We start from the raw sequence: 25,601 nt of genomic DNA, 5'->3' as shown, positions 1-25,601 counted from the left end.
TTTCCAAAATATTACCAAGAGAGGCACGCTGTCTTTTTCCATGAATGCTTCCAGCGCGCCGTCAGGCGAACCCAATGTTCTGTCCGTATCGGTCGTCGTCTATCAGCCGGACCCTGCGCAACTCGTGCGCACCCTAGAGAGCCTGCGAACGGCCTGCGATGCATTGGAGCTCCGGAGGTCCAATGCACCTATGGAGTTGTTTGTGGTCGACAACGGCGGTTTGTCCGAGGTCGACGCCGATCTGGGTAAGCTGAGACGCGACGATTTCGCCGTAACGATCATCAGCGGCCATGGAAATGTTGGCTACGGCCGTGGCCACAACTTGGCAATAGAACGCGCCAAGAGCCGGTTTCATCTCGTGCTAAATCCGGACATCGATATAGATCGAAGTGCGTTGGTGCAAGCTTTCGATTTTTTTGATGCACATCCCGAAGCGGGACTGCTGACACCACGTGTCGGCGATGACAAAGGGGATCTGCAGTACCTGTGTCGCCGCTATCCGACCTTGCTCGACCTTTTGATCAGAGGATTCATGCCGGGTCGTATCCGAGAACTCTTTTCGGCGCGTCTTGCGTTTTACGAAATGCGAGACCTGATCAATGAACGCGACGTCGTTTGGGATCCGCCAATCGTCAGCGGCTGCTTCATGCTTTTTCGAACAAATTTGCTGAAAACTCTTACGGGATTCGATCCGCGCTATTTCCTCTACTTCGAGGACTATGATCTCAGCTTGCGAACGCATGAACTCGCGCGTGTGGTCTATGCTCCCGCGGTTCGGGTTCTGCACCACGGCGGCGGAGCCGCGCGTAAGGGAGCCGCGCACATTCGGATGTTCGCCACTTCCGCATGTAAATTCTTCAACCGCTTCGGCTGGAAATGGCTATGAGTCACATGTTGCTGAGTGGGGCCAATGGCTTTGTCGGGCGCGCGCTAGGGCACGTGCTGGTGGACGCTGGCCACACTGTAACGGGTTTGGTGCGTCAACAGGGCGGTTGTGTCGACGGCATGCACGAGTGGGTTCACAGCGACACGGATTTCGACAAGCTACCCGACGCCTGGCCAGCGCATCTGCAACCGGACTGCGTCGTCCACCTGGCGGCCCGTGTCCACATCATGAACGACAGATCGGCCGACCCGAACTCCGCCTTCCGCGCGACCAACGTCGACGGCGCGCTGCGCATGGCCGCCGCGGCCCATGAGCACGGTGCAAAGCGCTTTGTCTTCGTTAGCAGCATTAAGGCAACCGCCGAAGGCGACCCTGGCCGACCGCTCCGAGAATCTGATCCGCCGCATCCCGAGGACGCCTATGGCCGCTCGAAACTCGCTGCGGAACAGGCGTTGACACGTTTCGGCCAGCAAACAGGCCTCGAGATCGTCATAGCCCGCCCGCCGCTGGTATATGGCCCGCAAGTGCGAGCTAACTTTCTGCGCCTGCTAGACGCCGTCTGGCGCGGCACACCGCTGCCACTCGGCGCGATCGATGCTCGGCGCAGCATGGTCTACGTCGGCAATCTGGCGGACGCATTGGCGCATTGCGCGACCGATCCGCGCGCCGCAGGCCAATGCTTCCATATAGCCGATGCGACCGACTCGACCGTTGCGGACGTCGTCCGGACGCTTGCGCGCCACATGAACAAGCCCGCGCGCCTGCTGCCGGTTCCGCTAGGTTTGCTGCGCCTTGCTGGGAAGCTGACTGGCCGTACGGCACAGATCGACCGCCTGACGGGCAGCATGCGCGTGGACACGACGCATATTCGCGAAGTGCTGGGCTGGCATCCGCCCATTTCATCCGACAACGGGCTCGCCGCCACGGCCGAGTGGTATCGGGTGACACACTGAAACCCTTTATGGATCTTCAAGCGCTCCAAATTTCCCCGTGGGCGATCACATTGATTGTGGCGGTCGTCTCCGCGTGCCTGTGTGCGACTATTCTTTTCACATTGCTGAAAACTGGCCTCGCATGGCGTCTGGCAACCGATGTCCCGAACGACCGTTCGCTACACGTCCGGCCGACGCCGCGCGTCGGCGGCTGGGGCATCGTCCCGGTGGTCGTTGTGATCATGCTGCTGATGGCGCCGACCTTGTGGTGCGCCGGGCTCGCGACCGCATTTCTCGCGGCCGTGTCGCAGGTTGACGACCGGCGCGGCCTGCCTGCCCGATTGCGCTTCGTGGCGCATCTTGCAGCCGTCCTCCTATTTGTCGTACTTTTCCCGGCTGCAGCGCCTTGGTGGCTGCTGTGCATGCTGGCAGTCCTGATGGTTTGGCTGGTCAATCTTTATAATTTTATGGACGGTGCTGACGGTCTCGCGGGGGGAATGGCGCTGTTTGGCTTTTCTGCTTATGCGATTGCCGCATTGATATGCAACCATCCGATGGCTGAATTGGCGCTTGCGTCTGCGGCCATAGCGGCGGCCGCCGTCGGGTTCCTGCTTTTCAACTTCTATCCGGCGCGGATTTTTCTGGGCGATGCCGGCTCGATCTCGCTGGGCTTCCTTGCGGGCGCACTCGGTTACTGGGGCTGGCGCGGCGGCGAATGGCCGATCTGGTTCCCCGCAATGATCTTCTCGCCCTTTATCGCCGATGCGTCAGTCACGCTCGCACGACGGCTGCTCCGCGGCGAAAGATTTTGGCAAGCGCACCGCGAGCACTACTATCAACGTATGGTGCGCTCCGGGATCGGACACGCCAAGACAGCTTTGACGTGGTATGTACTTATGGTAGCTGGCATAATGCTTGCTTGTTGTGCGCTTGGCCGCTCGGTGATTTTTCAGTCGTGTGTGCTGGCCGTTTGGATCGCCGTCCTCTGCACAGCGGGCGCTTTGGTCGATTTGCGCTGGCGTCGTTTCCAATCAACACTGTCCGATAACTGAGGTATGACGCTGATGCTAAGAAACAAGGCCACCTGGCTGTCTTGCAGCGCTTTCATTTTCGATTTGTGCGCGGTCGCCACCTCTTGGCTGATTGCGTACGTCATCCGCTTCAACGGCCTGCTTCCGGAAGACTTCCGGGTCGGTGCGATCCACTCGCTCCTCTGGGTCCTGCCGACTTACGGCGTCATGTTCCGTATCTTCGGCCTGTACCGTGGCATGTGGGTCTTTGCGAGCTTGCCGGATCTCGTACGTATATCGAAAGCGGTCATCGCTGGGGCCCTCGTCGCCATGGTTGTTTCGGTGATGGTTCAACCTATGCCGATCGTGCCGCGCTCGGTGCTAATGGTGTCACCGCTATTCCTGTTTCTCGCTATGGGCGGATCACGCGCGCTGTACCGTGCGACCAAAGAGTTCTATCTGTATGGTGGGCTCGTTGGACAGGGCAAGCCGGTCGTCGTGCTCGGCGCCGGCAATGCGGGTGCGAGTCTCGCCCGCGAACTGTCGCGCTCCAGCGAATGGCGTCTCGTCGGTCTGCTCGACGACGATGTTTCCAAGCACGGCCGCGAGATCTATGGCTACAAAGTACTCGGTTCGATAAACGAATTGCCGCAATTGGCTGAGACGCTGAAGACCGAATACGCAATCATTGCCATTCCTTCCGCTACGGTGGATGTGCAGCGGCGTGTAGCGACGCTATGTGTTCGCGCCGGCGTACGGGCGCTCGTGCTGCCTGCGCTAACCGATGTCACGCAAGGTCAGGCGTTTCTATCGCGCGTGCGACAGATTGACCTCGAAGATTTGCTGGGCCGTGATCCGATCAATATCGATACGCCCCATGTAGAAGCACTGCTGCATGACAGGATAGTGATGGTCACCGGCGCAGGCGGGTCCATCGGTTCCGAATTGTGCCGCCAGATCTTGCGCTTCCAACCGGCTCAACTCATTGCTTATGACTTGTCCGAATTCGCGATTTATCGGCTCACTGAAGAGGTGGGCGAGCGTTTTCCAGGCGTGTCGGTGATTCCGGTTATTGGCGATGCCAAGGACTCGCTGCTGCTCGACCAGGTGATGTCACGACACACGCCGCACATCGTATTTCATGCGGCCGCGTACAAACACGTCCCGCTAATGGAAGAGCAGAACGCATGGCAGGCCGTGCGTAATAACGTGCTTGGCACCTACCGAGTGGGTCGCGCGGCGATTCGTCACGACGTGAAGCATTTCGTGCTGATTTCAACCGACAAGGCAGTCAATCCGACAAACGTCATGGGGGCGAGCAAACGTTTGGCGGAAATGGCGTGCCAGGCTTTGCAGCAGACCAGCTCGCGTACACAGTTCGAGACAGTTCGGTTCGGGAACGTACTCGGTAGCGCCGGCAGTGTCATTCCAAAGTTTCAGCAGCAGATAGCGAAGGGCGGCCCTGTCACGGTGACGCACCCCGAGATCACGCGCTTCTTCATGACCATCCCGGAAGCGTCGCAGCTCGTGCTGCAAGCGTCGAGCATGGGGCATGGCGGCGAGATCTTCATCCTAGACATGGGTGAGCCGGTAAAGATCGTCGACCTCGCGCACGATTTGATACGCTTGTACGGCTTTAGCGAGGAGCAGATTCGGATCGTGTTTACTGGTCTGCGGCCTGGCGAAAAGCTCTACGAAGAACTGCTGGCTTGCGACGAAACGACGACACGTACGCCACATCCTAAGTTGCGGACTGCACGCGCGCGTGAAGTGTCGGATGATCTGTTGGACAAGTTGTTGCCGTGGCTTATGCAGCATCGGGTGTTGAGCGACGACGAAGTGCGCCGCGACCTGCGTCGCTGGGTGCCGGAATATCAACCCGCCGCCGCACCGGCGTTGCGTAGTGTTGGCAACGTTACATCAGTCACGCGGGCTTCCTAGAGCTCACACGCGATACGGGTTCCCGTTGTTGGCATGCATTTAAAAAGGCGCCTGAGCGCCTTTTTTCACTTCTTTCGCTTCCTCACCACCATCCACCTCGGCGACTTGAACCGCACGATGCTCATATAGAGCCACACATAAGTCGCCGCAAACACCACCACAAAACAGAACAGATGCAGCGTATGCCGCCAGAACAACGTCGCCGGCACGACCGCAATCAGACACAGCAACCAGAGATACGGTGACGTCAGCGAGTTTCGCCGCGTCAACTCCCGCGCAGTCCTAGCCCCCACCGCCCAGCGCATCAACCGCTTATAAACCAGCATGTGAAGATGCACGCCGTCGGGAATCCCCGGCGACATCCCGCGAATGAACTTCTTCCGGTAGATCGAGAAGCAGGTCTCGAAGATCGGGTACATGAAAAGCAGCACCGGATACCACGCCGACACATCCCGATTGCGCATCACGAGCATGATCGACAACTCGGCGAGCATGAAGCCGATGAAATACGCGCCGCCGTCGCCGAGGAAAATCAGTCCCGCTGGGAAATTCCAGATGAAGAAGCCGAGCACCGCGCCCATCATCATGAACGACGCCGACAGCACGATCGGATCGGACACCTGGAACGCCACGTAAGCGAGCGACGCGAACATCATGAACGCGACCATCGAGGCAAGGCCGTTGAAGCCGTCGATGATATTGATCGCGTTGGCGAGTGCCGCGACGGCGAGCACCGTGACCGCGCAGGAGATCACCGCATAAGACAGCAGAAAGTCCAAAGGCGGCACGCTGATACGGGTGACGGCGATATCCAGCAGGAAGTAGGCGAGAGCGGCAGCCGCCATCGTGCAAACGAGCCGCGCGAGGGGCGACACGCGCTTGGTCAGATCCTCGACCAATCCCGAGCCGAACGCCGGCATGCCGCACGCGATCAGCCCCAAGATGCCGCCCGACACCGCGGGATAGGCATGATGCAACTGCACGGCGGACACGATCAGGCCGACCAGAATCCCGGTCCCGCCGATGCGCGGCACCGGGCGCGCATGGAATTTCTGCACGCCGGCCAGATCGGTATCGGTGGAGAATTTTTCATGCAGATGCGCATAGCGCACGATCAACAGCGTGATCAGCAGTGAAACGAGGAAGCCGAGCGCAAAACTAAGCATGAAAGTGGGCCTGAGCGAAGACGCCGAATTATACAAACGAAACGCATGCCGTCCTGAAAAGCCGCATTTGCATCAAGTGTGAGAAAAATCCCAGATAGTGAAGCTTTAACAGCCCGCAAAGCCATGCCTGTCATGGATTCCACCTATGCGGGGAGGTCCCGCGAGGGCCGTTAACTTGGTTTCGGCGAAGTGTAAGTTGCCGGCGAAAAAGACGATCGCCGATGCATCACGGGGTTCGCCGCCGATCAATGAGACGTTCCGGAGAACCAATGCTTAACAACATCACCATTCGTGGCGGCCTGACGCTAGTGATCAGTGTATTCGTCGTTTTCCTGCTGACCGTGATCGGCGTCGGCTATGGCGCGCTCAAACTCGCGAATAGCAGCCTCGACGAAACGCAGCACAGCGCCGTGGCGCTGTCGCATCTGAAGGCCAGTTCCGAGAAGCTGCTGCAAGTGCAGCTCGCGCTCGGCTCTTATCAGACGCTCTTCAGCGTGGGCAAGCAGACCGACGACCTGTTGCCGGCCGCGCATAAGGTGCTGGTCGAGTCGAACAAAGACTTTGCGGGTCTTCGCGGAAAAGTGTGATGAAAAATCGCCATTTTTCAGATTCGAGGCAGCATGCAAGTGAGGATCTTCAGGCGCAGATACTCCTCATCTCGCAATCCGTACGCGCGTCGTTGGATGACCCGAATCTTGTTGTTGAGTCCCTCAACGAAGCCGAGCGGCACCTTGTTCTCTGGCTTGCAATAGGAAGCAATCCCGTCCCAATGACGCTCGACCATCGCGGCAAACTTCTCGTACGGCTTCAAACGCTGCCACCTCAGGCTGGATTTCCAATTCTCGAAGAAGCGACGTGCCCAGCCTTCGCGCTCGTAGTCCCACAACTGCCCGAACGACTCCTTGAGCAGGTACGCGGTGTTCAGACGTCGGTTCGCTGCGAGAAGCGTTTTCAAGGAGTCCCTGCCTTCCATCGACAGGTTCTCGCGATGACTGAGCAGAACGTACTTCTGGCCTTTGATGTAGCGCCGCTGCTCGCCTTGCAGGCGAGCGTATTCGCTCTTGCGCACTTCATCCAGGGCTTCGTTGAGCTGCTTTATGACGTGGAATTTGTCGTACAGGATGGCCGCATGCGGCACGCGTTCCTGCGCGACGTTTTAAAACGGCCGCCACATGTCCATCACGACAATCCGGATGCCGCGGGCCTTTTTCTCGCCAAGCCAGTCATAGAACTGATGCATGCTGGCCTCCTTTCGATCTTCGCCACCGAACCAGATCGCACGGCCCCGTATCAGGTCGCTCACAACAATGCGGTACGTCTGTCCCTTGCCAATCGAAAGCTCGTCGATACCGATTACCTTCGGCCCGGGCGTGCCGAACCGCTCCAGCTGCGCCCGCATGTACTGCATCTCGAGGTCCTTGACCGTGTGCCAGTGCAATTGCAGTTCGTCAGCCACGTCCTTGACCGTGCTCTCGCGACAGCGACGACCGACGTACCACGCGAAGCGCTTCGTGTAGTGAGGGTTGTCCGCCAGAAAGCTCAGTCGTTCGCCTTTCACGCTGCCATCGCATCGACAGCGGACCCGACGAGCTTCGAGTTCGAGGTAAATCCGTACATCGCCGTTCGGCAGATCTCGAACGCGACGCACCCTGCGATCGTGGATCGAGCACCGTCGACCACATCCCTTGCAGGCCGTTTTTTTGAGCGCCGAACCAGCGTGACGACGCGTGCCATGCGATCACCGAAGACACCGCGCAGCGCTTCGCAAGGACGGAAACCGTCGAACCGGTATGCGTCGGAAAGACGCTTGAGTTTGCGTGAAGTAGCCATCGCGAAATCATGCCCGATTTCGCGAGGCCATCAAGACGCGCAAACCCTTTCCCAGATCGGTTCTCCGACGTTTTGATCATGAAAAACCATCACACTTTTCCGCGAAGATCCGACTTTGCCAACTACATGGCTGGCCCGTTCGCTAGCGAAGACGAAAAGAAGCTCGCGCAGAACGTCGAGCAGGCGCGCAGCGCGCTCGTCGATAAGGCAATTGAGCCTGAATTCAAGGCGCTGACCGACTTCGATTTCAATACCTTCCGCAACATCCAGGGCGAAACGGCGAACGCCTTCTACGCGACCTATTCGAAGGCCATCGACACGCTGCAGCGCTTGCAGACGGAAAGCCAACGCAAGCAGGCTGAGACGGGAGCCCAGCAGTTCCAACTGGCTACGCTGCTATTCGCGGGGATCGGCGCGATTTCTATCGTGATCGGCGTGATGGCGCGGGTCGGTTTGTCTGCTGCGGTGATCAAGCCGGTCAATGCAACCATTAAACACTTCGAGCGCATTGCCGCGGGCGATCTGACGATCTCCATCAAAAGCAAGTCGCGCAACGAGATGGGCCAGTTACTCAGCGCATTGACGAAGATGCGCGACGGCCTCGTCGAGGCGGTATCCAAGGTGCGCGGCAGCACGACGGCGATTACACAAGGCGCTAACGAGATCGCCTCGGGCAACGCTGACCTGTCGTCACGCGCCGAGCAGCAGGCGGCGGCACTTCAACAGACCGCGGCGAGCATGGAGCAGCTCTCGGCGACCGTGAAGCAGAATGCCGACAACGCGAAGCAGGCGAACTTGTTAGCGCAGGGTGCGTTAGATACGGTGACGCGTGGTGGCGCCGTGGTGTCGCGTGTCACTGAGACGATGAATGGGATCAGCGAGTCGTCGAAGAAGGTGGCCGAAATCATCGGCATGATCGAGGGGATTGCGTTTCAGACCAATATCCTCGCCTTGAACGCGGCCGTCGAAGCAGCTCGCGCGGGGGAACAGGGGCGCGGCTTTGCCGTTGTCGCCTCAGAAGTGCGTAGCCTCGCGCAGCGCTCCGGCTCGGCTGCGAAGGAGATCAAGGAATTGATCGGCGAATCGGCCTCCAAGGTACAGCAGGGGGCATCGCTCGTCTCCGACGCACAGAAGACGATTCACGAAGCCATGGACGCGGTTCAACGCGTCACGGGCGTCATGAATGAGATCGAGGCGTCAGCGCTCGAACAGAGCGACGGGATTGAACAGGTCAACAAGGCGGTCTCACAGATTGACGAGGTCACACAGCACAATGCCGCGCTCGTCGAAGAGGCTGCTGCTGCGACCAAATCGCTGGAAGAGCACGCGGTTGCGTTGCGGGATGCAGTTACGGCGTTTCGGGTAGAGGATTAGCGTCTGACCTACAAAGCCGCACTAACGCGTTTCCAGAAAAGCCACCGTCACCAAAGGACAAGTGCGCAACTCCCTTGCCCAGCGATACTCGGCGATCATGCTGTTCTTGAGCGCACAACCGAAATCGTGCGCATTGAGCCCGGCAGTGCCGGATTTTTGGAGCCGCGATTTCGTGCCACCCTGGCTTTTTGAGATTCGCAGTGGTGCGAAAAGTTTTTTCGACGAGCGTTGGTGCGACCTCAATCGAGACGGTTCATCGAGTAGTGGAAAATTCGGTTCAGCATAATCACGCGTCATCGTCCGCTTCTGCGGCTTGCCCCCGGGAGTAAGTGCCCGCTAACGGGCCGGCCGTTCAGGCTCGGAAACAGATCGACTCTCTAGTGTCCCGAGTTAGAAATTCGCAGACAAAATCGCTTGACGCTGGCGAGAATGTCGTCGGCCGATTTGGTCCAGTTGAAAGGTCTCGGATCAGTGTTGTTGATCTGGATGTATTGGCGAATAGCCTGTTCGAGTTGCCGGGTGGAGCGATGAGTGCCACGGCGGATGTATGTCTCGCTGAGCGTGGCAAACCATCGTTCGACCTGGTTAATCCACGAAGCAGAGGTCGGGGTGAAAGGCGCATGAAAACGCGGATGGCGAGCCAGCCAGGTATTGATCGAGGAGGTCTTGTGCGTACCGTAGTTGTCCATCACCAGATGCACGTCCAGTTGGGGAGGCACGTTGGCCTCGATGGTGCGCAGGAACTGCAGGAACTCACTGCTGCGATGACGTCGATGCAGCTCGCCAATGACTTCGCCCGTAGAGATGTCCAGCGCCGCGAACAGTGTGGTCGTGCCGTGGCGCATATAGTCGTGCGTGCGTCGCTCAGGGATGCCCGGGGCCAGCGGCAGCATAGGCTGGGTGCGGTCCAGCGCCTGGATCTGGCTCTTCTCGTCCACGCACAACACCATGGCCTTGAGCGGTGGGTCCAGATACAGCCCAACGATATCGCGCACCTTGTCCACAAACAATGGATCGCTGGAGAGCTTGAAGGTCTCCTGCCGGTGTGGCTGAAGCCCGAAGGCACGCCATATCCGCGTCACGGCCGTCTGCGACAGCCCCATCTCGCGGGCCATTGTGCGTGTGCTCCAGTGGGTCGCTCCCGCGGGCACGGACTCAAGCGTGCGTGCAATGAGCGCGTCTACCTGGGAGTCCTCGATCGTCCTCGGTGCTCCCGGGCGCGGTGCATCGAGCAACCCGTCCACGCGGTGATTGATGAATCGCGAACGCCACTTCGAAACCGTATGCGAGGTGACACGCTGCCTTGTCGCGACCGTCCTGTTGTCGATGCCCTCGGCGCAGGCCAGCACAATGCGTGCGCGCAAGGCCAGCGCCTGCGCGGTCTTGCGCCGCATTGTCAGCGCCGTGAGCTGTTCGCGCTCCGCTTCACTCAAGACCAGTGGCGCCTTCGGTCTTCCTCTCATCGTCGCCTCGCTTATTTGCGAACCCTGCAACCCAGGTTAGTACACAACGCAAATAAGGCAATGAATTTTTAACTCGGGACACTAGTGCTTCGGATCCGTGTCCGCGTCACCGCGCTCAGGCCACACGCGGGAGTGCGCCACGGATCACTTGCTGGTTACATTCATCGGCTCAAACGGCACCGGCCTTCCTGCGAATACGTGAGCCCGGGTCACGACGCGAGTTCCGCGCGTGATCCATTTCGAGGCGGCGTGCACTCCCATTTCGATCTCGCCGCCGCTCGACCGGAGCCTGCCGGAGATGTCAATATCATTCATCGTCGCCGGTTTGCCGGCTCCTTGAGCCGATCAGCGTGACGAAGGACCCCTGGACACATTGATTCAAATGCCGTGCAGCACTTCGACCTTGGTCGCTCGAGACCCTGCGGCTAGCCCCGATTCTTTTGCGCGAAGGCGTGACCATGAGTTTTCTCACCGTCGCCTGTGCGCCCTTGGGCACAATTAATCTACCCACCACCGCTTTTCGCGATGATCGACCTCGCGACCTGAATTTGTTTTTTATAAGACACAGAACACTTGCTGGCGATGTTAGCCCCCGCGCGTCTGGAGATCATCACACTGCTTCGCGAAGAGGGAGCTGTGCCAGCCGACACGATTGCAACATGTCTTGGTCGCGACAGGTTTCTGGTCAGTCGAAACGTAGGAATGCTTAGCGATGAGTAAATCATCGACCTTGAGCGTGATGCGTGTTATGCATTTGGTTTTGGGGGCATTCGCGTAGTGTCGCAATACTCGCCCTCCAGATTTGAATGAATCGATGGGTGTGCCGATCATCCACCTGGAATAGGAGGCGCTCGGGGCGGACGGAAGGCTGCCTTCGGGCGGATTCATTGAGGTTGATGGTGTTTTCCGGACTGGCACCTCAGAGGAGAGCTATTGCAAATGTGGATACCGCCATTTTTCGCACATACTGGCGCCGCTCCTGGGGCGAGCGGGTCGTTCTCGTGATGGGTTGCATCAAGCCTCGATCCCGGTAATGCGCGCCCTGGCGAACAGTCGTAAAGACCAGGGTTATTTTAACCCGCCAACCTGCCTATCGAGTTTCCGGCGACACGCGTTCGTGATGAAGCTTGCACTCAGTTATTCATGAGGGAGACTGAGGTTGCGGCTGCTGTCCGTCTGTTGTGCCGCGCAATAGTCTCATTTTCATTCTCAATAAAATGGAATCCGAATGAATTTATTAAGAAAACTGGTTGAATGTGTCTTCCCATCCGATAGCGGTGATATCGATCTCCCATTGCTCGCCATCGTGACAGCAACATTAAGCAGTGGTGTCGTCGCCATAGTGTTATGGATTGTACATTCCCCTCCCACATTGCCAGCGTCGGACGTGGTGCCGCACGATTGTCTGGAGCGCTGCGAGAAGATGTGCAACGGTCAGATCCGTTAGCGGCCGTAGTGCGCAACATTTTCACCAACTCAAGCGAGAAAATACACATGCGAAAATTTGGTTTCTACCGGCATGTCTTCTGGACAGAATGTCTTGCGGTATTCCTTGACTGCGTGCAGCCGCTGGTCGTCGTCACGCGATGGCTGCGTAGGAAAAAATAGGTTGTAGTCTGCCACCCGCGTTATGCCCACACCCGAGACGGTGTGGGCGGATGGTCATATGAATCCTTCCGCCTATCTCTTGCTGAATTTTCATTCTGCGTCGTCCATACTGCGATCCATCGCATACGCATGCCGCATCTTCATTTTCAATACCAGCTTACCGTGCACCTTTCACGATCGCCCATCCATGGCGCCGTTCCTGCGCGTCCCGGGATCCGGGTTGACGTGGAGGACCTCGATGAGGCGGCCCCTGACGGATAGCGCCCCGACGGATAGCGCCAAGCTGCATGCCGGGTTGTCTTGCCATCATGATTGTCGGCGTCCACCACGAGCTCATCAAAGATGATCGCGGTGGACGAGCAACGTTTTGCGGGCAATCCCTGTGGGTCAGCTGGTGTGGCAGTACAAGTGTCAGCCGTAATCCGGAGGGCGGCAAAATCGCGCGCTCCGGATTTGCTTCATCTTTGCGGGCGCACGTGCCCACTTCACATGTCTCGCCCCGGTAAGTCAGCGGAACTACACCGGCTTGAAACCCAGTGGTTCGTCGGCGAAGTGCCCCGACGATGTCGACTCCGGCACGACTTCGCTGGCGGCTGCTTTGGCAGCCCGTTCTTCGCCAGCTTGCTCGTGGGAGGCCACAGACGGGATGGCCTGCGGCAGCACCATCTCGAGCGCTCGCGTGAGTGCGGGCTTGAGTGCCTGGAATCGCCTCTGGAGAATCATCCGGTCGACCAGCCCGGCTAGTTCACCCTCGCCCGCGCCCTGGCTATGAGCATCAGCCAGCAACGTCTCATAGTTGACGGACTCGCGCATGGCGTCACCGATCGCAAAGTGGGCCCGCTCCAGTGCAGAGACTACAGTGGATTCCTGTATGACGGCGTTCGCGTTGCAGTTCACGAATTGTGGATTCTGGGCGAGGTAGCTATCGAGGATCTCGAACCACTCCGTGCTCTCGTGCCCCGACTTCATGGCCGGGACGCCGGTGCGCAGAATGCGCAGTTGTTCAGGCATCATGCCCGCTTCGGTCAGCTTCGCGATCTGTGTGATTGCGCCACTCTGGGATTCTGCGCGAGGGGTGAGTGTGATGATGATGCTGTGAAGGTCGCCGAGCGTTCCGGGTGTTTGGCGTGCAAATTCACACAGCGCGTCGAAGCCGGCGGGGGCAACGCAGAGGATAGCGCGGCCGGATGTGCAGCTAAGCTTCCTGTAGCTTTCGTCGAAGCGAGCCGGGGTGAAGCGATGTGTGTCGGGTTCAGCATTTGCGGTGCTGCCACGCTGATTGCCGACGGCTATTACTTGCCCGCCAAAATGTGCCTGTGCGAGTGAGCAGGTCGTTTCGAGGTTATTGGTCGTGGTCGGTGCGGTTAGAAGAATGTATTGTCGTTCCATCTGTGGCAGTGGGTAAGTTGGATTGTTGGCAACAGACCTGACGCCGGCTCCCGCCCCTTCTGGCTGGGGGCGCAGCGATGGTCAATGTATTCGTTGGGACGTCGTTTTAATGCAGCGCTGTCGACAGCCATCGGGCCTGGCGGCCCCCGCGAGCTGGAATTGGCGGTGCCGCTTTTCATGGCGGTCCTGCTGTGTGGGTAGCCATAGTCATCGCTTTTCATCGCTAGTGAGGTTGATCGTTCGAGCTGTTCCTCCTGGTGTCCGTCGCAACGTTTTCCGGGATTGCGCCAGCGTCTTTGGGGAAATATCCAAACTGATAGGTACCGCCGTCGGCGTTTTTCACTCGTTTGCGCTTGCGCGGGGCGACGAGGCCAGCAAGATCGCGCTGATCGCGACCTGCGACGATCAGCAGCGTGCGCAACGCGGCGAGAACCATGAAAAGCTGCGAGTCGGGCATCTGCGAGGCCTTGCAGTGGGCGACGAACGGCCCAAAAAGCGACGTCGGGATTTCATCCAGGCTTTTCAGGTCAGCGGCGTGCTGACTTGCGATAAACGCTTCAAAGATCTCCCATGCGGGATCCATCAGCCGGGCGAACTGGCCGTCACGCGAGTAAGCGTTGATAATGCGGGCGATCTGCTGTGTCAGCTCAGGGTAATGCATGGCAATAGGCTCCTTGGGTTGGGGTGCGTCGCGTGAACGTGATTGGTAAGGTCAAGGTAATCACGCTAATGATCGGTGCGTCGTTTTCAGGAAAGCGAACTGGGGTGCTGTCAGTGGGGTATGTCTGATTTCGCTTGAAGAGGATTCCATATAATATAAATTGACATCGATATGGCATCGCACGCGCGCACTATCACTTACCGGTTTCACTTTTTTCCCCAGCGAGATTTTCTGCGCGTCTTCTCGGTAGAATTCGGACTCCGCTGGTCGTTCAGGACTTCGTCCAGGTATCTTGCGCAACCCATAAAACGGCTTCCCTGCATGATTCTCGAGAAATGCGAGAGAATTCCGCGCAGATACACGCGAGCCGTGAAAGATTGACGGGACGGTCCGTGACCAAGGTCCGCGCTCACATGAACGAGTACCGCATGCTCCTCCATGCCGCTTTGGATATATTCAAGGGCCTTGTCTTGCGCGTATGTATACCTCGCTGCATGTGAGGACGTCTGTCCTGTCATGCCAATGGCGGTGTAGAGTGCCTTCAGTCTGTTCAGGGCGCTCTCAAGGGAGTTGCGACGGCCCGTGATCAGTCGGCCACCATTTGCGTTGCAGTACTCGACAGCGGAATGCAGTACATGGATCGTTTGTTCGCGGCGTTGCATGAGGATGGTGACTGTTCGCGGCCTGCCGCCCTTTGCGCCGCGGGTGACGGACACGGTGTGGCTGCCGGCAGTGATGCGGTCAAGCCAGAGTTGAAGATCCGGTGCACTGCGCAGCCCTTCAAGCCGGCGTAGTCCCAGCAGACGCTGCAGCATGATCAGCAGTGCGAAGCCCGTGTTCAGGCGCGCGGCGCGGGCGACAAAGGCATCGACTTCAGATGGCATTAATGCCCTTTTCTGCCCATTGCGGTCGCGCGACGAAAGGCCCATGGCCGAGTTCGTCAGGTAGTCAATATTGCGACCAGCGCGCCTGAGCGCGCACCGCAGCTCCGTGGCGGTGTTGCGCACGGTGCCGGGCGCAACGCCGCGTGCGACACAGTGCTGGATATACAGGAAAATCGCGAATGCGGGGGTGTCCTTGACGCGCTTCGGCTTGATATCCAGGGTCCGCATGAAGCGGGCGAATGCCCCGGCTTCGCACATCGAATTTCGAAGGCTTGCAAATGCGCCCTGGGTTCTGCGCTTGCCACATCCGATCTCATGCAAATAGTTGGAGTACCAGCTCATTGTTCTGCTCCTGTCAAAAAGTGTGCGGACGCGCCCATGCGCATCCTTACCGAGAAAGGCGCCTCGGGCGGTCAGCAATCCCATGCATTGCATGGGGCACTGGGGTGTGCTTGAGACTTTTGTCAAGCGGGTGAAGCGGGTGAAGCGGGTGAAGCGGGTGAAGCGGGTGAAGCGGGTGAAGCGGGCAAGGCAGCGTGCAAGTGGTCATCAGGCGATCCGGGGCAGCGCTGGTTGGGAACACTCACCCACCCAGCGGGAAACAGATGCAGTTCAGGTGCGCGAAGGTCGTGCGTATTTGCTCTGGGGCCGCGGGTGCCAATGGCAGAGATGGCGCTCCCCGAGTTGCGGGGGAGCGCACTGCCGTGCGGGGATTGCGGTTGCTGGTGATGGGTAGCTGATGTGCAGGGGAATCTGGAGTTAAGTTGGGAGAACCGGCGAGATCCGGTTTGAGATTCTCAGTGCAATGTCTGCTTGGGGGTCGGAGGGAGCCGCGGGTGCGTGCGAGACATCCGCACGGGAACGCACACAACGTGTCCTGAGAGGAGTGATTGCGTGCGACAGGGCTCGGAGAAATGCCAGTAACGGCATGAAGACGCTGGGTGCAAGGCGGGGCTCGAAGCTGAGGCAGCCGGACGGTCAGTCGCGTTACCGCAAAAGCGGTGACATGCAGCAACGTATGACCATCCGGGCCGCGGCTATGGGCCACACCCAACGTGATACCGACGGTTTAAAGCGGAGAGTTTATCGACCGCAGCAAGCAGTGCAACCTTGCGGCTGACGCAGGCGGTCTGGAGAGTTCTATAGATACGCTGTCAGGCAGGATCGCTCCAGCCATAACGATGCGTGCCCGCCACATGTGCATGCGGCCCGGCTGCTACCCAAGATTCACGTCTGGACGGTTGAAGAGCCACATGGCTGTGTCTCTCACGTCCATTTTGCTGAGAAAATTAGTGCAGACAGGTTCGGCGCACGCAAACTCGCCGGCATGCTGTTGCAATCTTGATGGTCATCCAGCCGTAACAGCACAGCTTTTGCTTTTATGATCCGTGACCGTCAGATGAACCGCGACCACTCGTTTATTTCGCAAGGATGGGCAAAAGTGTCCATCGTGCCAATCATATTACAATTCGTCCACCGAGCAACAGGCGGGAACCGGTGAGTCATGCCCAGTGAAGGGCTATTTTTAAAACATGTGCTGCAATGGCTTAATTCAAACATACAAATAAGCCAGCTGGCAAGAGTGTGCGCGCTAGTGTAGCAAAAAAGCGACACATCGCGACCTGAAGGTGACAGCCGGTCAGATCTAAAGGCTTGTCCCGAATCAGGCGTTTTCCAAGTCGGTTGCCCGCCCGTCAACACGCCTGACGGGCTCGACCGCCGGCTTGTTGGTTGACCAGGGTTGTTAACTTCCGTTCGTCCGTGTTAACTTTGTGACCGTCCAAACAAGACGGCGGGAACACGGATGATATTCGGAGGCGTATTTTCGGAGCTGCGTGACGCACGGCGGGCGCAGGGCAAGCGCTACGCGCTGGAGCCGCTGCTGTGTGCGATCGTGATGTCGCTGATGGCAGGCGCGAATTCGCTGAGGACGATCGAGGTGTTCATTGGCGAGCGGCGTGCACAGCTGAACGAGCTGTTCGGTACGGACTGGCGCAAGGCGCCGAGCTGGGTGGGCATCCGGAAATTTCTGCTCCAGCTCGACGAGGACGATCTGGAAAGCACAGTGCGTGCTTTCGCGCAGAAACAGGTTTGCGCGCCGCCGGGGCGGCAGTTCATCGCGCTGGACGGCAAGGCGCTGCGCGGCAGCGCCTCACGTTTGGAGGATATGACGGCCCGGCATATCGTTTCGGCCTTTGATCAACAGGGCCTGATTGTGCCGGGACATGTCGAGGTGGCGGAAAAATCCAATGAGATTCCGGCCGCGCAGGCGTTGATCGAATCGCTCGGGCTACAGGGGCGGGTCTTCACAATGGACGCGTTGCACTGCCAAAAAAAACGCTAGCGCTCGCCCTGCAAAAGCAGGCCGACGTGCTGGTGCAGCGGCGCAAGGTTGAGTAAAAGAGTCAACAACGTGGGGCCATCTGGCCCCCAGGGGGTGCGAGGCCGTAGTCAGAATGGATCCATGTCGCTCGGATGAGGATGGTCGGGAAGTACGCGCTGCTCGCGGATCAACTCATGCAGTTCGACCTGGTAGTGCATCCAGATTCGCGCCTGCAGATCTGCGAGGAGCTCAACCACGGCGAGCGCCTGCGCAGGAGACCAGTTCCTGTCGATCATGAAGTCGAGTCCGTCGCTGATGCCCGAAGGCAGATGGATGAGGGCGTTCATGATTTCTTCTTCTCCGCCCGGGCCTCGGTGCGTTTCTTCGCGTAGTTCGGCCCGCTCACGTGCTTCCTTCACCCGGTACGACTCGCCTTCGATCGCGACGACTTCCGCGCGATGCACCAGCCGGTCCACCAGCGAGACGACACATGTCCGGCGCGCAGAAGACGATTCATGAAGCCATGAGTGCCGTTGAGCGCGTGACCGGCGTGATGAACGAGATCGAGGCCTCCGCGCTCGAACAGAGCGACGGCATCGAGCAGGTCAACCAGGCCATCTCGCAGATCGACGAAGTCACGCAACACAACGCGGCGCTCGTCGAAGAAGAGGCTGCGGCGGCGAAATCGCTGGAAGAGCAGGCGACGATCTTGCGCGACGCCGTGGGCGTATTTCAGATGGCCTGGTGACGCGAGGGTCGCGCTCCCCAAGCGCGGCATAAGAATTGAAGACTGCTCTTCGCGGCGCGATTCAGGCAGCAGACTGCGTTTATTAATCTGCTACTCGTCGTTGTACTTCTAAATGCGACGCGGCCGCGTGATCGTTTGATGGTTGCTGTAGTGCAACAACCACTGGGTTACAGCGCTTTTCCCCGGCGGCTGCGCACGGGCCGAAGGCGCATTCACCGGACGAGCCGATGGCGTCTGGGCCTTTCACAGTGATGCCGGCGGGCGGATTCTGAATTGGCATTCTGGTAGCGCTAGGCAAAGGCCATTGCGGGAGAATCTGAAATGATCTCGCCAGCGGGCGACGACGGATACCCTTGATAAATCAGACATATTGTAATTTCAAACTGCGCTCGGTCGACCTTTCGGCTGACGTCGACTTCTCCAGCGATCTACTACAAAAAACGGCTTGCGCGTACTACCCAGGAACGAACGTTCAACGCAAATAAGTCCTCTCAATTCCGCCGATCGTGCGGGCTAATCCGCCCGTGCCATTGCTGCGACATTCTTTGCCGGTTATGCTCGCACTGCGAGATTAAGGCACACGATGATCCGTGCAACCTTTGAGCGTCTCCATTACCGCTTCTGTTTGCCGACAGCGCGCGTGAGGGAAGCGAACCGTCATTTCCTCCTCGATTCGAGTGGCGGCTTGCCATACGCAAGCCAGCGACACTTAGGTAAATGAAATGATGACGACATGTCAGTCATACCGCCGTGGTAACCGTCTGCTAGAGACGCTCCCAACGCATGAATTGGAAGCGCTGATTCCTCGGCTTGAACTCGTTGAGTTGAGTCCGGGTCAACTGCTGTCGAAATCAGGTGAGCTGATACGTACCACCTATTTTCCGGTCACTGCGATTGTCTCTCTTCTGCAGACCATGGAAAACGGCAGTTCGGTGGAAATCGCCGCGATCGGCAGGGACGGCACGACGGGCGTACCGATCCTGACAGGTGGAGACACCATGGCAGCCAGCGTTCAGGCTCAATGCGGAGGTTTTGCTTATCGAATTAGCTCAAATGCACTGCGCGAAGCGTTGCGCCATTGTGCGACTTTGCGCTCGCTGATGTTGTTGTACATGCAGGTTCTTCTGACACAGGTCGCACAAACGGCGGCGTGCAACAGGCTGCATCGACTGGACGAGCAACTGTGCCGGTGGCTGCTGGTTGACATCGACCGCTCGGGCACAAGCGATTTGCACGTCACGCATCAACTGATTGCCGACATGCTTGGCGTGCGCCGCGAAGGTGTGACTGAGGCGGCCGGCAAGCTTTGCGAAGCCGACCTCATCCATCACAGCCGTGGCCGTGTCAGGATTCTCGATCGAACTGGACTCGAGGCGCGGGCGTGCGAGTGTTATGAGATCGTCAAACGCGAGTTCGATCGACTCTTGCCACGCATAATTGCAATGGAAGTCAAGCGTTAAGCAGCGGAATATCCGCGTCCGGAACGACACCTAGATGCTCTCAAGAAACCGTGTGGACAAGCTTGGTTTTCAGGGAGTGGGTGCGTTTGGCTGGAGCTGGAATCCGAGGGCGGAGGCACGTCGCCTGAGGGCCGCGATGCTGCGCTGCCTTTGCTGTTCCTCGTAACGCTGCTGCCCCTGGTCGACGAACGCTTCACCGCGGGTGAGCATGAAGTACACCATGCGAGCGAGCTTGTAGGCCACCGCGGTGTTGGCGCGCGGTTTGTCCATACGCGCGCACAACCGCCGGTAGAACGCACCGAGCGCCGAATCGCTTCGCGACAAACTCATCGCTGCCATTTTCAGCGCCTGCCGGGCGCGGTTGGCAGAGGGTCGGGTGCCGGAAGACAGGGTCTTGCCGCCGCTGATTTTCGTGGCGGGACAGAGGCGTAGCCACGAGCAGAAGTGCTTGACATTGGCAAAGCGGCTCAGGTCCGGGCCAATCTCGGAAAGGACTGTCATCACGGTTGCCACGGACAGGCCGTTGATGCGCGTAAGGTCAACGCACGCCCAGCGCGCGAGCGCCGTGCGGGCGTCGAACCGTGGGGTGTTCTTCTGGCGCTTCTTGTCCGGCCCGGCCAGCTCGACGTTGTGACGCCCCAGCGGTACCAGTAGCGCCTCGATCCTGGTGTCGCACTCGAGGATGCGCTGGGCGAGGCTGTCGAACATCGCCAGCGCCTGCCCGAGCACGAACAGGTGTTCCTCGCGCCAGTTGCCAGTCAGCGCGCTGATGACGTCATCAGCACTGGCCTTGACGAGTTTATGGCGGAAGCGCGCAAGCACTTTCGGGTCGCGTTCGCCGGCGACGATGGCGCGGATGATGGCCTGCCCGGTCACGCCCATCACGTCAGTGAGTACCTCGGTGAGCTGCAGGTTCATCTGCACCAGCGCCTTCTGCATGCGCTGTATCCAGCTGCCCTGTTCGGTGAGCAGCAGCTCACGCTGCCGCACTACTGCACGCACCACGCAGACTTCGCCGGCAGGCCGCCAGGCCGCGCGCAGCAGTCCGAGACTCATCAGCTTCTGTAGCCACTGGCAGTCCTGCACGCCGCTCTTGCGGCCGGGGACATACTTCATCTGGCGCGCATCAACGAGCCAGACCGCCAGGCCGCGCTGCTCGAGCACCTCGTAGACCGGGATCCAGTACACCCCGGTGGATTCGAGCGCCACGGTATCGACGCCGCACGCAAGCAGCCAGTCGGCCATCGCGTGCAGCTCGCATGTCGTGGCGCCGAATTCACGCACGGGCTGGTCATCAGCCGTCCGGGGGACTGCCACCCAGTGGCTGGACGCGCCCACATCGATCCCGGCGGCGTTTGGATACACCTCATCGTCTTCCCGCTTGCGCATGGCCATGGCGTGCTCCCGGCTGGTTGGTTCAGGGCAGCGCCAGGGGGAAGCGTCTGAATCGACTCGATCTCTCAAACGGGATGCAGCTCGCGCCGCTCACCAATGTCACCGACGATTCCCGGACCATGCTATGTGCCGGGCTCGTCACGCGGCGTCTAGTGACGTCGCATGCGGGCACCAGTGATCTGCCGGTCATCGGGGCGCTGCCGCCTGTGTTATAGCGCATCGTCGTTTCTTCCGGAACACCGGGGACGATTGCCGGCCTTGGGAAGCTATGTGGGAGGGCAGCGACAGAAAGCCCGACTGGAGTAAAACGGGACTTGCACACTCGTTTTCTCCGAAGGAGCACGCAAATGGATACGCCTGACACAGCCCCCCGTGGGCAGAATACGACGGCAGGTGGCCGCCTGTACATGGCTTTTGAACTGGGCGAGAAGAACTGGAAGCTCTCACTGGGTGATGGCCAGCGCGCGCCCAGCCGCTGTACGGTCGCCGCCGGTGATACCACGGCGGTTCTCACCGCCATCGCCAGGGCGCGTTGCCACTCGGCGCCGACGCACCCGTCTACAGCTGTTATGTGAGGTTGACCCGGTTGGACGGACAGATTTGCAGTTGGGTTTAATGTGTTGTTGATCCTCCATGGCTTGCTGGATCTCGGGTTGTCCACGGCCGGGCGGCGGGTCGCCTGTCACGACCGTGACGCTGCCCGGCGGTGGGCAACCCGCACTGCGATGGCGTTTGCTCCTGCGCATGCAGGCTTTCGAATTCGAGCGGTGCGCGATAACCGATGCTGCTGTGCAGGCGGCGTACGTTGTACCAGCCCTCCAGGAAGGAGAAGATGCGCCGCCTGGCCTGATCATGGGTATCGAAGTGTTCGCGCATGAGCAGCTCGGCTTCGAGCGTGCCGAAGAACGACTCGCACATCGCATTGTCATAGGCGTCGCCTGCGGTGCCCATCGATGGCTGCACGCCTGCCTCGCGGCAGCGGCGTCCGAAGGCAATCGACGTATATTGACACCCCTGGTCCGAATGATGGATCACGCCCACGGGCCGCCGCTGCAACAATGCCATGTCCAGTGCGCGTAGCATCAGTTCGGTGTACAGATGGTTAGACATTGCCCAGCCCACGATACGCCGGCTGAATACATCAAGCACGACGGCCAGATACAGAAACCCGACGCGGGTCGGTAGTGGAGTAAGAGACAGGGCGTAGTCGAACTATTTCCCTGCCTCTCCTCCCCGAACCGGACTTGCGCCTTTCAGCGCATCCGGCTCTCCATTCAAGTGTTGCTCATAGCAAAGGCGACATCGGCATAGCGCGACTCAATGGTGCTGCGTGTTTCATCGCGCATGATGTACGGATTTTCCATCGGGGTGCGCCAGGTGAAACGGCCCTTGCGACTGGTAACAAGACGCCGAAGCGCCACCGCCCCATACCAACCCCGGCTATTCTGGCCTTGCAACATCCATGTCGTGGCCTTGCCCGGCTCTGGCGCCCGGATATGGTCGCGCATTAGCGACCTGAAGCCGCGCCGATACCTGCGCGCAAGCCAATATCCGAATTTCCAGAATACAACCCGGTCCAGCTTTCTAAATATGGTGGCCGTAAAGTCGGTGTATTGATAGAAGGCAGCCCAGCCGCCAAGCTGCCGGTTCAGGCTTTCCATCAGGTCCATCCGGTTCATGCTGTAGTTGCCCGACAGCTGTGTGACCAGCCGCCCGGCAAAGCCCCGATACTTCTCCCACGGAATGGTTGTCACAGGTCGCATGCGACCGCGTGCCCCACGCTTGCGGATGATGCGGTGACCGAGGAAGACAAAGCCGTCGTTCACGTGCGTAATATGGGTCTTCTCCATATTCAGTGTGAGCTTCAGTTCGCCTTCGAGGAACCCGCGACATGCTTCACGTACTGTCTCGGCATGTTCACGCGTGCCTTTAACCACAATCACAAAGTCATCTGCATACCGACAGTAGGCAATAGCTGGTTTCCACTGCCGGTTTTCTCGAACAGTAATCGGACGCTGCTTGAGAATTGCGAAGTTCCACGCCCACCGATCCTTCCGCACTTTCTTGCTCAGGTAGTTCTTCTCCATCCACACATCGAATTCGTGCAGCATGATGTTGGATAACAGGGGTGAGATTACGCCGCCTACAATGTTGCATACTTTTCACTCCATCGTCTGAATCATTCGAATTCTCGCCTGCGAGGAGACCTCCGGGCTGCGGATCGATCCGGAATACGACGAGGATTTCATCCTTGTGGATTTCGACACGCTTGACCAGAGCCAGTACGATCTTGCGCTTCGTTGCGAGATCGATCGTAGCGAGTTTGTCCGTAACGGCACTTGCAAATTCCTCCAGCCGGTTGATGACCAGAAACAGTTCACTTTGAGCCACCCCGTGCTGCCGGGATTCCTGGATCTGCTGATCGACCTGCTCTAGCCGGTTCTTCAACTGCTGTATCTTCGGCTCGAAGTCCGTCCTGTCGATGATACCGTCGGCATAGCTGTCGATGAGCCGGGACTTGCCTTTCTCCAACTGAAGCCTTTGCCTTTCCAGGCTGGCCGTATCGAAGCCACTATTCTCATTGCGCTCCATCGCATCCAGTCGTCGTTCATATTCCTTCTTCAGTCGACTCGGATGCCTCAACAGATCCGCGACCTGCTGCCATACGAGGTCATCGAGCCGATCCGTTCGCACTTGCAGGTTGTCGCAGATGCGTTGACCACCGAAGCGATAGGCATCGGTTCCGACACAGCGGTAATAAGCATAATCTCGCTGATGCCCCTTGGCCGCCGCCTTGCTGACTTTCTTGCCGTAGTACGCATAACGGCATTGCCCACAAACAGTCAGCCCCTGAAGCAGGTAGATCGGCGCGTTCTGGCGGCGTTGGCGCGCCAGCTTGCGATTCTCGGCAAGCTGCTCCTGGACTGAATGGAACATCGCTTCGCTGACAATCGCCGGCACCGGGATTTCGATCCACTGCTGCGGGTCCGTGGATGTTGTCGAGTATGCCCTCCTGGGCACATCGGCGCTGTGGCGTTGGGTGCGCACGCGGACATGCGGCAGGCGATCACGAGACTGGGTTTTACCGAACGCGGCCCGCCCCATGTAAGCGGGATTACGCAATATTCCCCATACCACACTACGGTCCCAGTACAGCTTGCCGGATGCCGTCACCGTGCCCGCCTCGGCAAGACGACGAACCACTTCGCCTATGCTCAGCCGGTCCATCCCGATCCACTGGAAGATAGTCTTTACCGTCGCCGCTTGCGGTAGTTCAATCACGTACTGGGCCGGAGTCCCATCGAGCTGCTTGCGGATATAACGGTAACCATAGGGAGCCGTCGATAGCACATTCACGCTTCCGCGCTTTGCGCTATGAAGCTTACCGCGTCGATTACGCTCGGTGATTTTTGCCCGTTCGTACTCCGAAATCATGCCCTGCATCTGCAACAGCAGCGACTCTTCCGGTGTCGTGCCAATCTCATGATTGAGAAACACCACCTGCACGCCACACGCAGAGAACTCCTCCATCAGCAATGCCTGGTGTGCATACTTTCGCGCCAGCCGGTCGGGAGACAGGATGTACAGCCGATCAACCAGCCCGAGTGCGGCACGGTCCCTGAGTCGCTCTAGCTGCGGTCTGATCAGCGTCGCACCGCTTATCCCGGCGTCTATGAAGCACATGTCGTCGACAAGATGCGCATCGTCAGCGGTAATGCGCTCCCTCAGCGCGGCAATCTGGCTCTCAATGGTGCCGCGTTTGGTCTGTTGTTCGGAGGATACCCGCGCGTAGAGCGCGACCATTGCAGCGTTGCTCATCGCTTACCTCGCTTGATAGCCGCTCGCCGTGTCGCCACGGGCCGAACAGCGGATGGCTGTGCCGTAGCGCGTGAATCTATCGGACTGAGCTGCTCGTACGCCTTCTGCAGCTGTTCGCCGGCATACCGGTTCGGTTCAAAGGCAAGACGGACACGCCAGTTCTTACGTCGTCCTCGGGTCATTGTCGCGCCTCCCTGTCGGCGGGAGCGAGGGTCTCAAGGACGAGAACCGCATCGACGTCAGGCCATCCTCTGGACCACGGTGCCAGACACTCCCTTGAAATGCGCAGGCCCCATTTTACCCGCGAGTTTGCTATGTTGTTGGCAGTGCTATGACACCGCCTTGAGGAACACCTTCGCTCGAGGCACGAAACAGATCACGATCAACGCAGCCCGCCTTGATGAACTTCCAGAGCAGGGCAAGGAAGCGCTGATCGGCGATCCGCTTGCGGATTCCCTTCAGAAGCAAACGATGATGAACGGTGTCGAAGTAGCTGGCGAGGTCGCCCTCTATGACCCAACGTCCGGCAACACTGTGTTCACCACCGTCCTGCAACTGAAGCTTCACCGCACGGATCGCGTGGTGTACGCTACGGGCAGGCCTGAAGCCGTATGAAGCCGAATGGAAGTCACTCTCCCAGATAGGCTCCATGACCATCAGCATAGCCCTTTGCACAATCCGATCCCGTAGACAAGGGACGGTCATCGCGAAC

The 25,601-nt window shown here is 58.9% G+C and carries 18 protein-coding genes and 7 pseudogenes; 10 read left to right on the top strand and 15 right to left on the bottom strand.

The features are described 5' to 3' along the window. Nucleotides 1-40: 40 nt before the first annotated feature. The 4 genes from P0D84_RS16445 to P0D84_RS16430 are packed head-to-tail and all read left to right on the top strand — an operon-like array spanning nt 41 to nt 4,769. Nucleotides 41-886 (top strand): glycosyltransferase family 2 protein, encoded by an 846-nt coding sequence (locus P0D84_RS16445; RefSeq protein WP_408339860.1) that lies wholly within the window; start codon nt 41-43, stop codon nt 884-886. Next, nucleotides 883-1,839 (top strand): UDP-glucose 4-epimerase family protein, encoded by a 957-nt coding sequence (locus P0D84_RS16440; protein WP_408338023.1) that lies wholly within the window; start codon nt 883-885, stop codon nt 1,837-1,839. The genes P0D84_RS16445 and P0D84_RS16440 overlap by 4 nt, the downstream gene beginning before the upstream one ends. An 8-nt stretch (nt 1,840-1,847) precedes the next feature. Continuing rightward, nucleotides 1,848-2,870 carry an MraY family glycosyltransferase gene (locus P0D84_RS16435; protein WP_408338021.1) on the top strand — a complete coding sequence of 341 codons (1,023 nt, stop codon included), beginning with the start codon at nt 1,848-1,850 and terminating at the stop codon, nt 2,868-2,870. 12 nt (nt 2,871-2,882) lie between these two features. Continuing rightward, nucleotides 2,883-4,769: a polysaccharide biosynthesis protein gene (locus P0D84_RS16430; RefSeq protein ID WP_408338019.1), complete on the top strand. Its 1,887-nt coding sequence runs from the start codon at nt 2,883-2,885 to the stop codon at nt 4,767-4,769. 65 nt (nt 4,770-4,834) lie between these two features. On the opposite strand, the gene P0D84_RS16425 is transcribed toward P0D84_RS16430, so the two are convergent. Further along, entirely contained in the window at nt 4,835-5,935 is a 1,101-nt protein-coding gene (locus tag P0D84_RS16425) for an MraY family glycosyltransferase (protein WP_408338017.1), read from the bottom strand. A gap of 269 nt (nt 5,936-6,204) precedes the next feature. Between P0D84_RS16425 and P0D84_RS16420 the strand changes: the two are divergent. Continuing rightward, nucleotides 6,205-6,498, top strand: a pseudogene (locus tag P0D84_RS16420) (Tar ligand binding domain-containing protein); the annotation flags it as partial. A 41-nt stretch (nt 6,499-6,539) separates the two neighbouring features. Here P0D84_RS16420 and P0D84_RS16415 read toward each other — a convergent pair. Beyond that, nucleotides 6,540-7,583 (bottom strand): annotated as a pseudogene (locus P0D84_RS16415) (ISL3 family transposase). Then, nucleotides 7,490-7,765 (bottom strand): hypothetical protein, encoded by a 276-nt coding sequence (locus tag P0D84_RS16410; RefSeq protein ID WP_408339938.1) that lies wholly within the window; start codon nt 7,763-7,765, stop codon nt 7,490-7,492. Before P0D84_RS16410 ends, P0D84_RS16415 begins: the two are co-directional and overlap by 94 nt. Nucleotides 7,766-7,843: 78 nt before the next feature. On the opposite strand from P0D84_RS16410, the gene P0D84_RS16405 reads away from it, so the two are divergent. Continuing rightward, nucleotides 7,844-9,139, top strand: coding sequence for a methyl-accepting chemotaxis protein (locus P0D84_RS16405; RefSeq protein ID WP_408338015.1), 1,296 nt, complete (start codon nt 7,844-7,846; stop codon nt 9,137-9,139). Between the two features lie 21 nt (nt 9,140-9,160). On the opposite strand, the gene P0D84_RS16400 is transcribed toward P0D84_RS16405, so the two are convergent. The 5 genes from P0D84_RS16400 to P0D84_RS16380 form a co-directional block, all read right to left on the bottom strand. Then, nucleotides 9,161-9,436: a hypothetical protein gene (locus tag P0D84_RS16400; RefSeq protein ID WP_408338013.1), complete on the bottom strand. Its 276-nt coding sequence runs from the start codon at nt 9,434-9,436 to the stop codon at nt 9,161-9,163. Between the two features lie 80 nt (nt 9,437-9,516). Further along, nucleotides 9,517-10,602, bottom strand: coding sequence for an IS630 family transposase (locus P0D84_RS16395; protein WP_408338011.1), 1,086 nt, complete (start codon nt 10,600-10,602; stop codon nt 9,517-9,519). A 2,124-nt stretch (nt 10,603-12,726) separates the two neighbouring features. Further along, entirely contained in the window at nt 12,727-13,599 is an 873-nt protein-coding gene (locus P0D84_RS16390; protein ID WP_408338009.1) for a hypothetical protein, read from the bottom strand. 223 nt (nt 13,600-13,822) lie between these two features. Next, a complete protein-coding gene (locus P0D84_RS16385) occupies nt 13,823-14,260 on the bottom strand; it encodes a hypothetical protein (protein WP_408338007.1) in 438 nt (145 codons plus the stop codon). 206 nt (nt 14,261-14,466) lie between these two features. Further along, on the bottom strand, nt 14,467-15,570 hold the full coding sequence (locus tag P0D84_RS16380) for an integrase domain-containing protein (RefSeq protein WP_408338005.1): 1,104 nt from the start codon (nt 15,568-15,570) through the stop codon (nt 14,467-14,469). Between the two features lie 1,378 nt (nt 15,571-16,948). On the opposite strand from P0D84_RS16380, the gene P0D84_RS16375 reads away from it, so the two are divergent. After that, nucleotides 16,949-17,488, top strand: coding sequence for an ISAs1 family transposase (locus tag P0D84_RS16375; protein WP_408338003.1), 540 nt, complete (start codon nt 16,949-16,951; stop codon nt 17,486-17,488). A gap of 107 nt (nt 17,489-17,595) precedes the next feature. On the opposite strand, the gene P0D84_RS16370 is transcribed toward P0D84_RS16375, so the two are convergent. Both P0D84_RS16370 and P0D84_RS16365 read right to left on the bottom strand, forming a co-directional pair. Continuing rightward, nucleotides 17,596-17,814, bottom strand: coding sequence for a hypothetical protein (locus P0D84_RS16370; RefSeq protein ID WP_408338001.1), 219 nt, complete (start codon nt 17,812-17,814; stop codon nt 17,596-17,598). Then, a pseudogene (locus tag P0D84_RS16365) lies at nt 17,811-17,958 on the bottom strand (ATP-binding protein); the annotation flags it as partial. The pseudogene P0D84_RS16365 and the gene P0D84_RS16370, both read right to left, overlap by 4 nt. Between P0D84_RS16365 and P0D84_RS16360 the strand changes: the two are divergent. Further along, nucleotides 17,958-18,215 (top strand): annotated as a pseudogene (locus P0D84_RS16360) (methyl-accepting chemotaxis protein); the annotation flags it as partial. The pseudogenes P0D84_RS16365 and P0D84_RS16360 overlap by 1 nt on opposite strands. 725 nt (nt 18,216-18,940) lie before the next feature. After that, nucleotides 18,941-19,675 carry a Crp/Fnr family transcriptional regulator gene (locus tag P0D84_RS16355; protein WP_408339858.1) on the top strand — a complete coding sequence of 245 codons (735 nt, stop codon included), beginning with the start codon at nt 18,941-18,943 and terminating at the stop codon, nt 19,673-19,675. 69 nt (nt 19,676-19,744) lie between these two features. Here the strand turns inward: P0D84_RS16355 and P0D84_RS16350 are convergent, their stop codons facing one another. Further along, nucleotides 19,745-21,070: an IS110 family RNA-guided transposase gene (locus P0D84_RS16350; RefSeq protein ID WP_408337999.1), complete on the bottom strand. Its 1,326-nt coding sequence runs from the start codon at nt 21,068-21,070 to the stop codon at nt 19,745-19,747. Between the two features lie 347 nt (nt 21,071-21,417). Here P0D84_RS16350 and P0D84_RS49055 point away from each other — a divergent pair. Further along, nucleotides 21,418-21,641 (top strand): annotated as a pseudogene (locus tag P0D84_RS49055) (IS110 family RNA-guided transposase); the annotation flags it as partial. Between the two features lie 173 nt (nt 21,642-21,814). Here the strand turns inward: P0D84_RS49055 and P0D84_RS16345 are convergent. The 4 genes and pseudogenes from P0D84_RS16345 to P0D84_RS16330 form a co-directional block, all read right to left on the bottom strand. After that, nucleotides 21,815-22,276: pseudogene (locus P0D84_RS16345) on the bottom strand (IS3 family transposase); the annotation flags it as partial. 68 nt (nt 22,277-22,344) lie between these two features. Continuing rightward, entirely contained in the window at nt 22,345-23,157 is an 813-nt protein-coding gene (locus P0D84_RS16340) for a reverse transcriptase domain-containing protein (RefSeq protein ID WP_408337997.1), read from the bottom strand. 577 nt (nt 23,158-23,734) lie between these two features. Further along, nucleotides 23,735-24,874 (bottom strand): annotated as a pseudogene (locus P0D84_RS16335) (recombinase family protein); the annotation flags it as partial. 327 nt (nt 24,875-25,201) lie between these two features. Continuing rightward, nucleotides 25,202-25,594, bottom strand: a complete 393-nt coding sequence (locus P0D84_RS16330; RefSeq protein ID WP_459252213.1) for a reverse transcriptase domain-containing protein — start codon at nt 25,592-25,594, stop codon at nt 25,202-25,204. Nucleotides 25,595-25,601 lie beyond the last annotated feature (7 nt).

Origin of the sequence: Paraburkholderia sp. RL17-337-BIB-A, assembly GCF_046025895.1 — a bacterium.
Classification (GTDB): Bacteria; Pseudomonadota; Gammaproteobacteria; order Burkholderiales; family Burkholderiaceae; genus Paraburkholderia; species Paraburkholderia fungorum_C.
Note: the sequence above shows the minus strand (reverse complement) of the source record. Positions and strands in the feature narration are given on the sequence as shown.

Excerpts from the sequence above, each read along its gene's own strand:
- P0D84_RS16395 (WP_408338011.1), bottom strand. The coding sequence starts at position 10,602 with ATGAGAGGAAGACCGAAGGCGCCACTGGTCTTGAGTGAAGCGGAGCGC.
- P0D84_RS16330 (WP_459252213.1), bottom strand. The coding sequence starts at position 25,594 with ATGACCGTCCCTTGTCTACGGGATCGGATTGTGCAAAGGGCTATGCTG.
- P0D84_RS16400 (WP_408338013.1), bottom strand. The coding sequence starts at position 9,436 with ATGACGCGTGATTATGCTGAACCGAATTTTCCACTACTCGATGAACCG.
- P0D84_RS16425 (WP_408338017.1), bottom strand. The coding sequence starts at position 5,935 with ATGCTTAGTTTTGCGCTCGGCTTCCTCGTTTCACTGCTGATCACGCTG.
- P0D84_RS16440 (WP_408338023.1), top strand. The coding sequence starts at position 883 with ATGAGTCACATGTTGCTGAGTGGGGCCAATGGCTTTGTCGGGCGCGCG.
- P0D84_RS16445 (WP_408339860.1), top strand. The coding sequence starts at position 41 with ATGAATGCTTCCAGCGCGCCGTCAGGCGAACCCAATGTTCTGTCCGTA.
- P0D84_RS16390 (WP_408338009.1), bottom strand. The coding sequence starts at position 13,599 with ATGGAACGACAATACATTCTTCTAACCGCACCGACCACGACCAATAAC.
- P0D84_RS16340 (WP_408337997.1), bottom strand. The coding sequence starts at position 23,157 with ATGGAGAAGAACTACCTGAGCAAGAAAGTGCGGAAGGATCGGTGGGCG.
- P0D84_RS16350 (WP_408337999.1), bottom strand. The coding sequence starts at position 21,070 with ATGGCCATGCGCAAGCGGGAAGACGATGAGGTGTATCCAAACGCCGCC.
- P0D84_RS16355 (WP_408339858.1), top strand. The coding sequence starts at position 18,941 with ATGACGACATGTCAGTCATACCGCCGTGGTAACCGTCTGCTAGAGACG.
- P0D84_RS16375 (WP_408338003.1), top strand. The coding sequence starts at position 16,949 with ATGATATTCGGAGGCGTATTTTCGGAGCTGCGTGACGCACGGCGGGCG.
- P0D84_RS16405 (WP_408338015.1), top strand. The coding sequence starts at position 7,844 with ATGAAAAACCATCACACTTTTCCGCGAAGATCCGACTTTGCCAACTAC.
- P0D84_RS16410 (WP_408339938.1), bottom strand. The coding sequence starts at position 7,765 with ATGGCTACTTCACGCAAACTCAAGCGTCTTTCCGACGCATACCGGTTC.
- P0D84_RS16385 (WP_408338007.1), bottom strand. The coding sequence starts at position 14,260 with ATGCATTACCCTGAGCTGACACAGCAGATCGCCCGCATTATCAACGCT.
- P0D84_RS16370 (WP_408338001.1), bottom strand. The coding sequence starts at position 17,814 with ATGAACGCCCTCATCCATCTGCCTTCGGGCATCAGCGACGGACTCGAC.
- P0D84_RS16430 (WP_408338019.1), top strand. The coding sequence starts at position 2,883 with ATGCTAAGAAACAAGGCCACCTGGCTGTCTTGCAGCGCTTTCATTTTC.
- P0D84_RS16380 (WP_408338005.1), bottom strand. The coding sequence starts at position 15,570 with ATGGGATTGCTGACCGCCCGAGGCGCCTTTCTCGGTAAGGATGCGCAT.
- P0D84_RS16435 (WP_408338021.1), top strand. The coding sequence starts at position 1,848 with ATGGATCTTCAAGCGCTCCAAATTTCCCCGTGGGCGATCACATTGATT.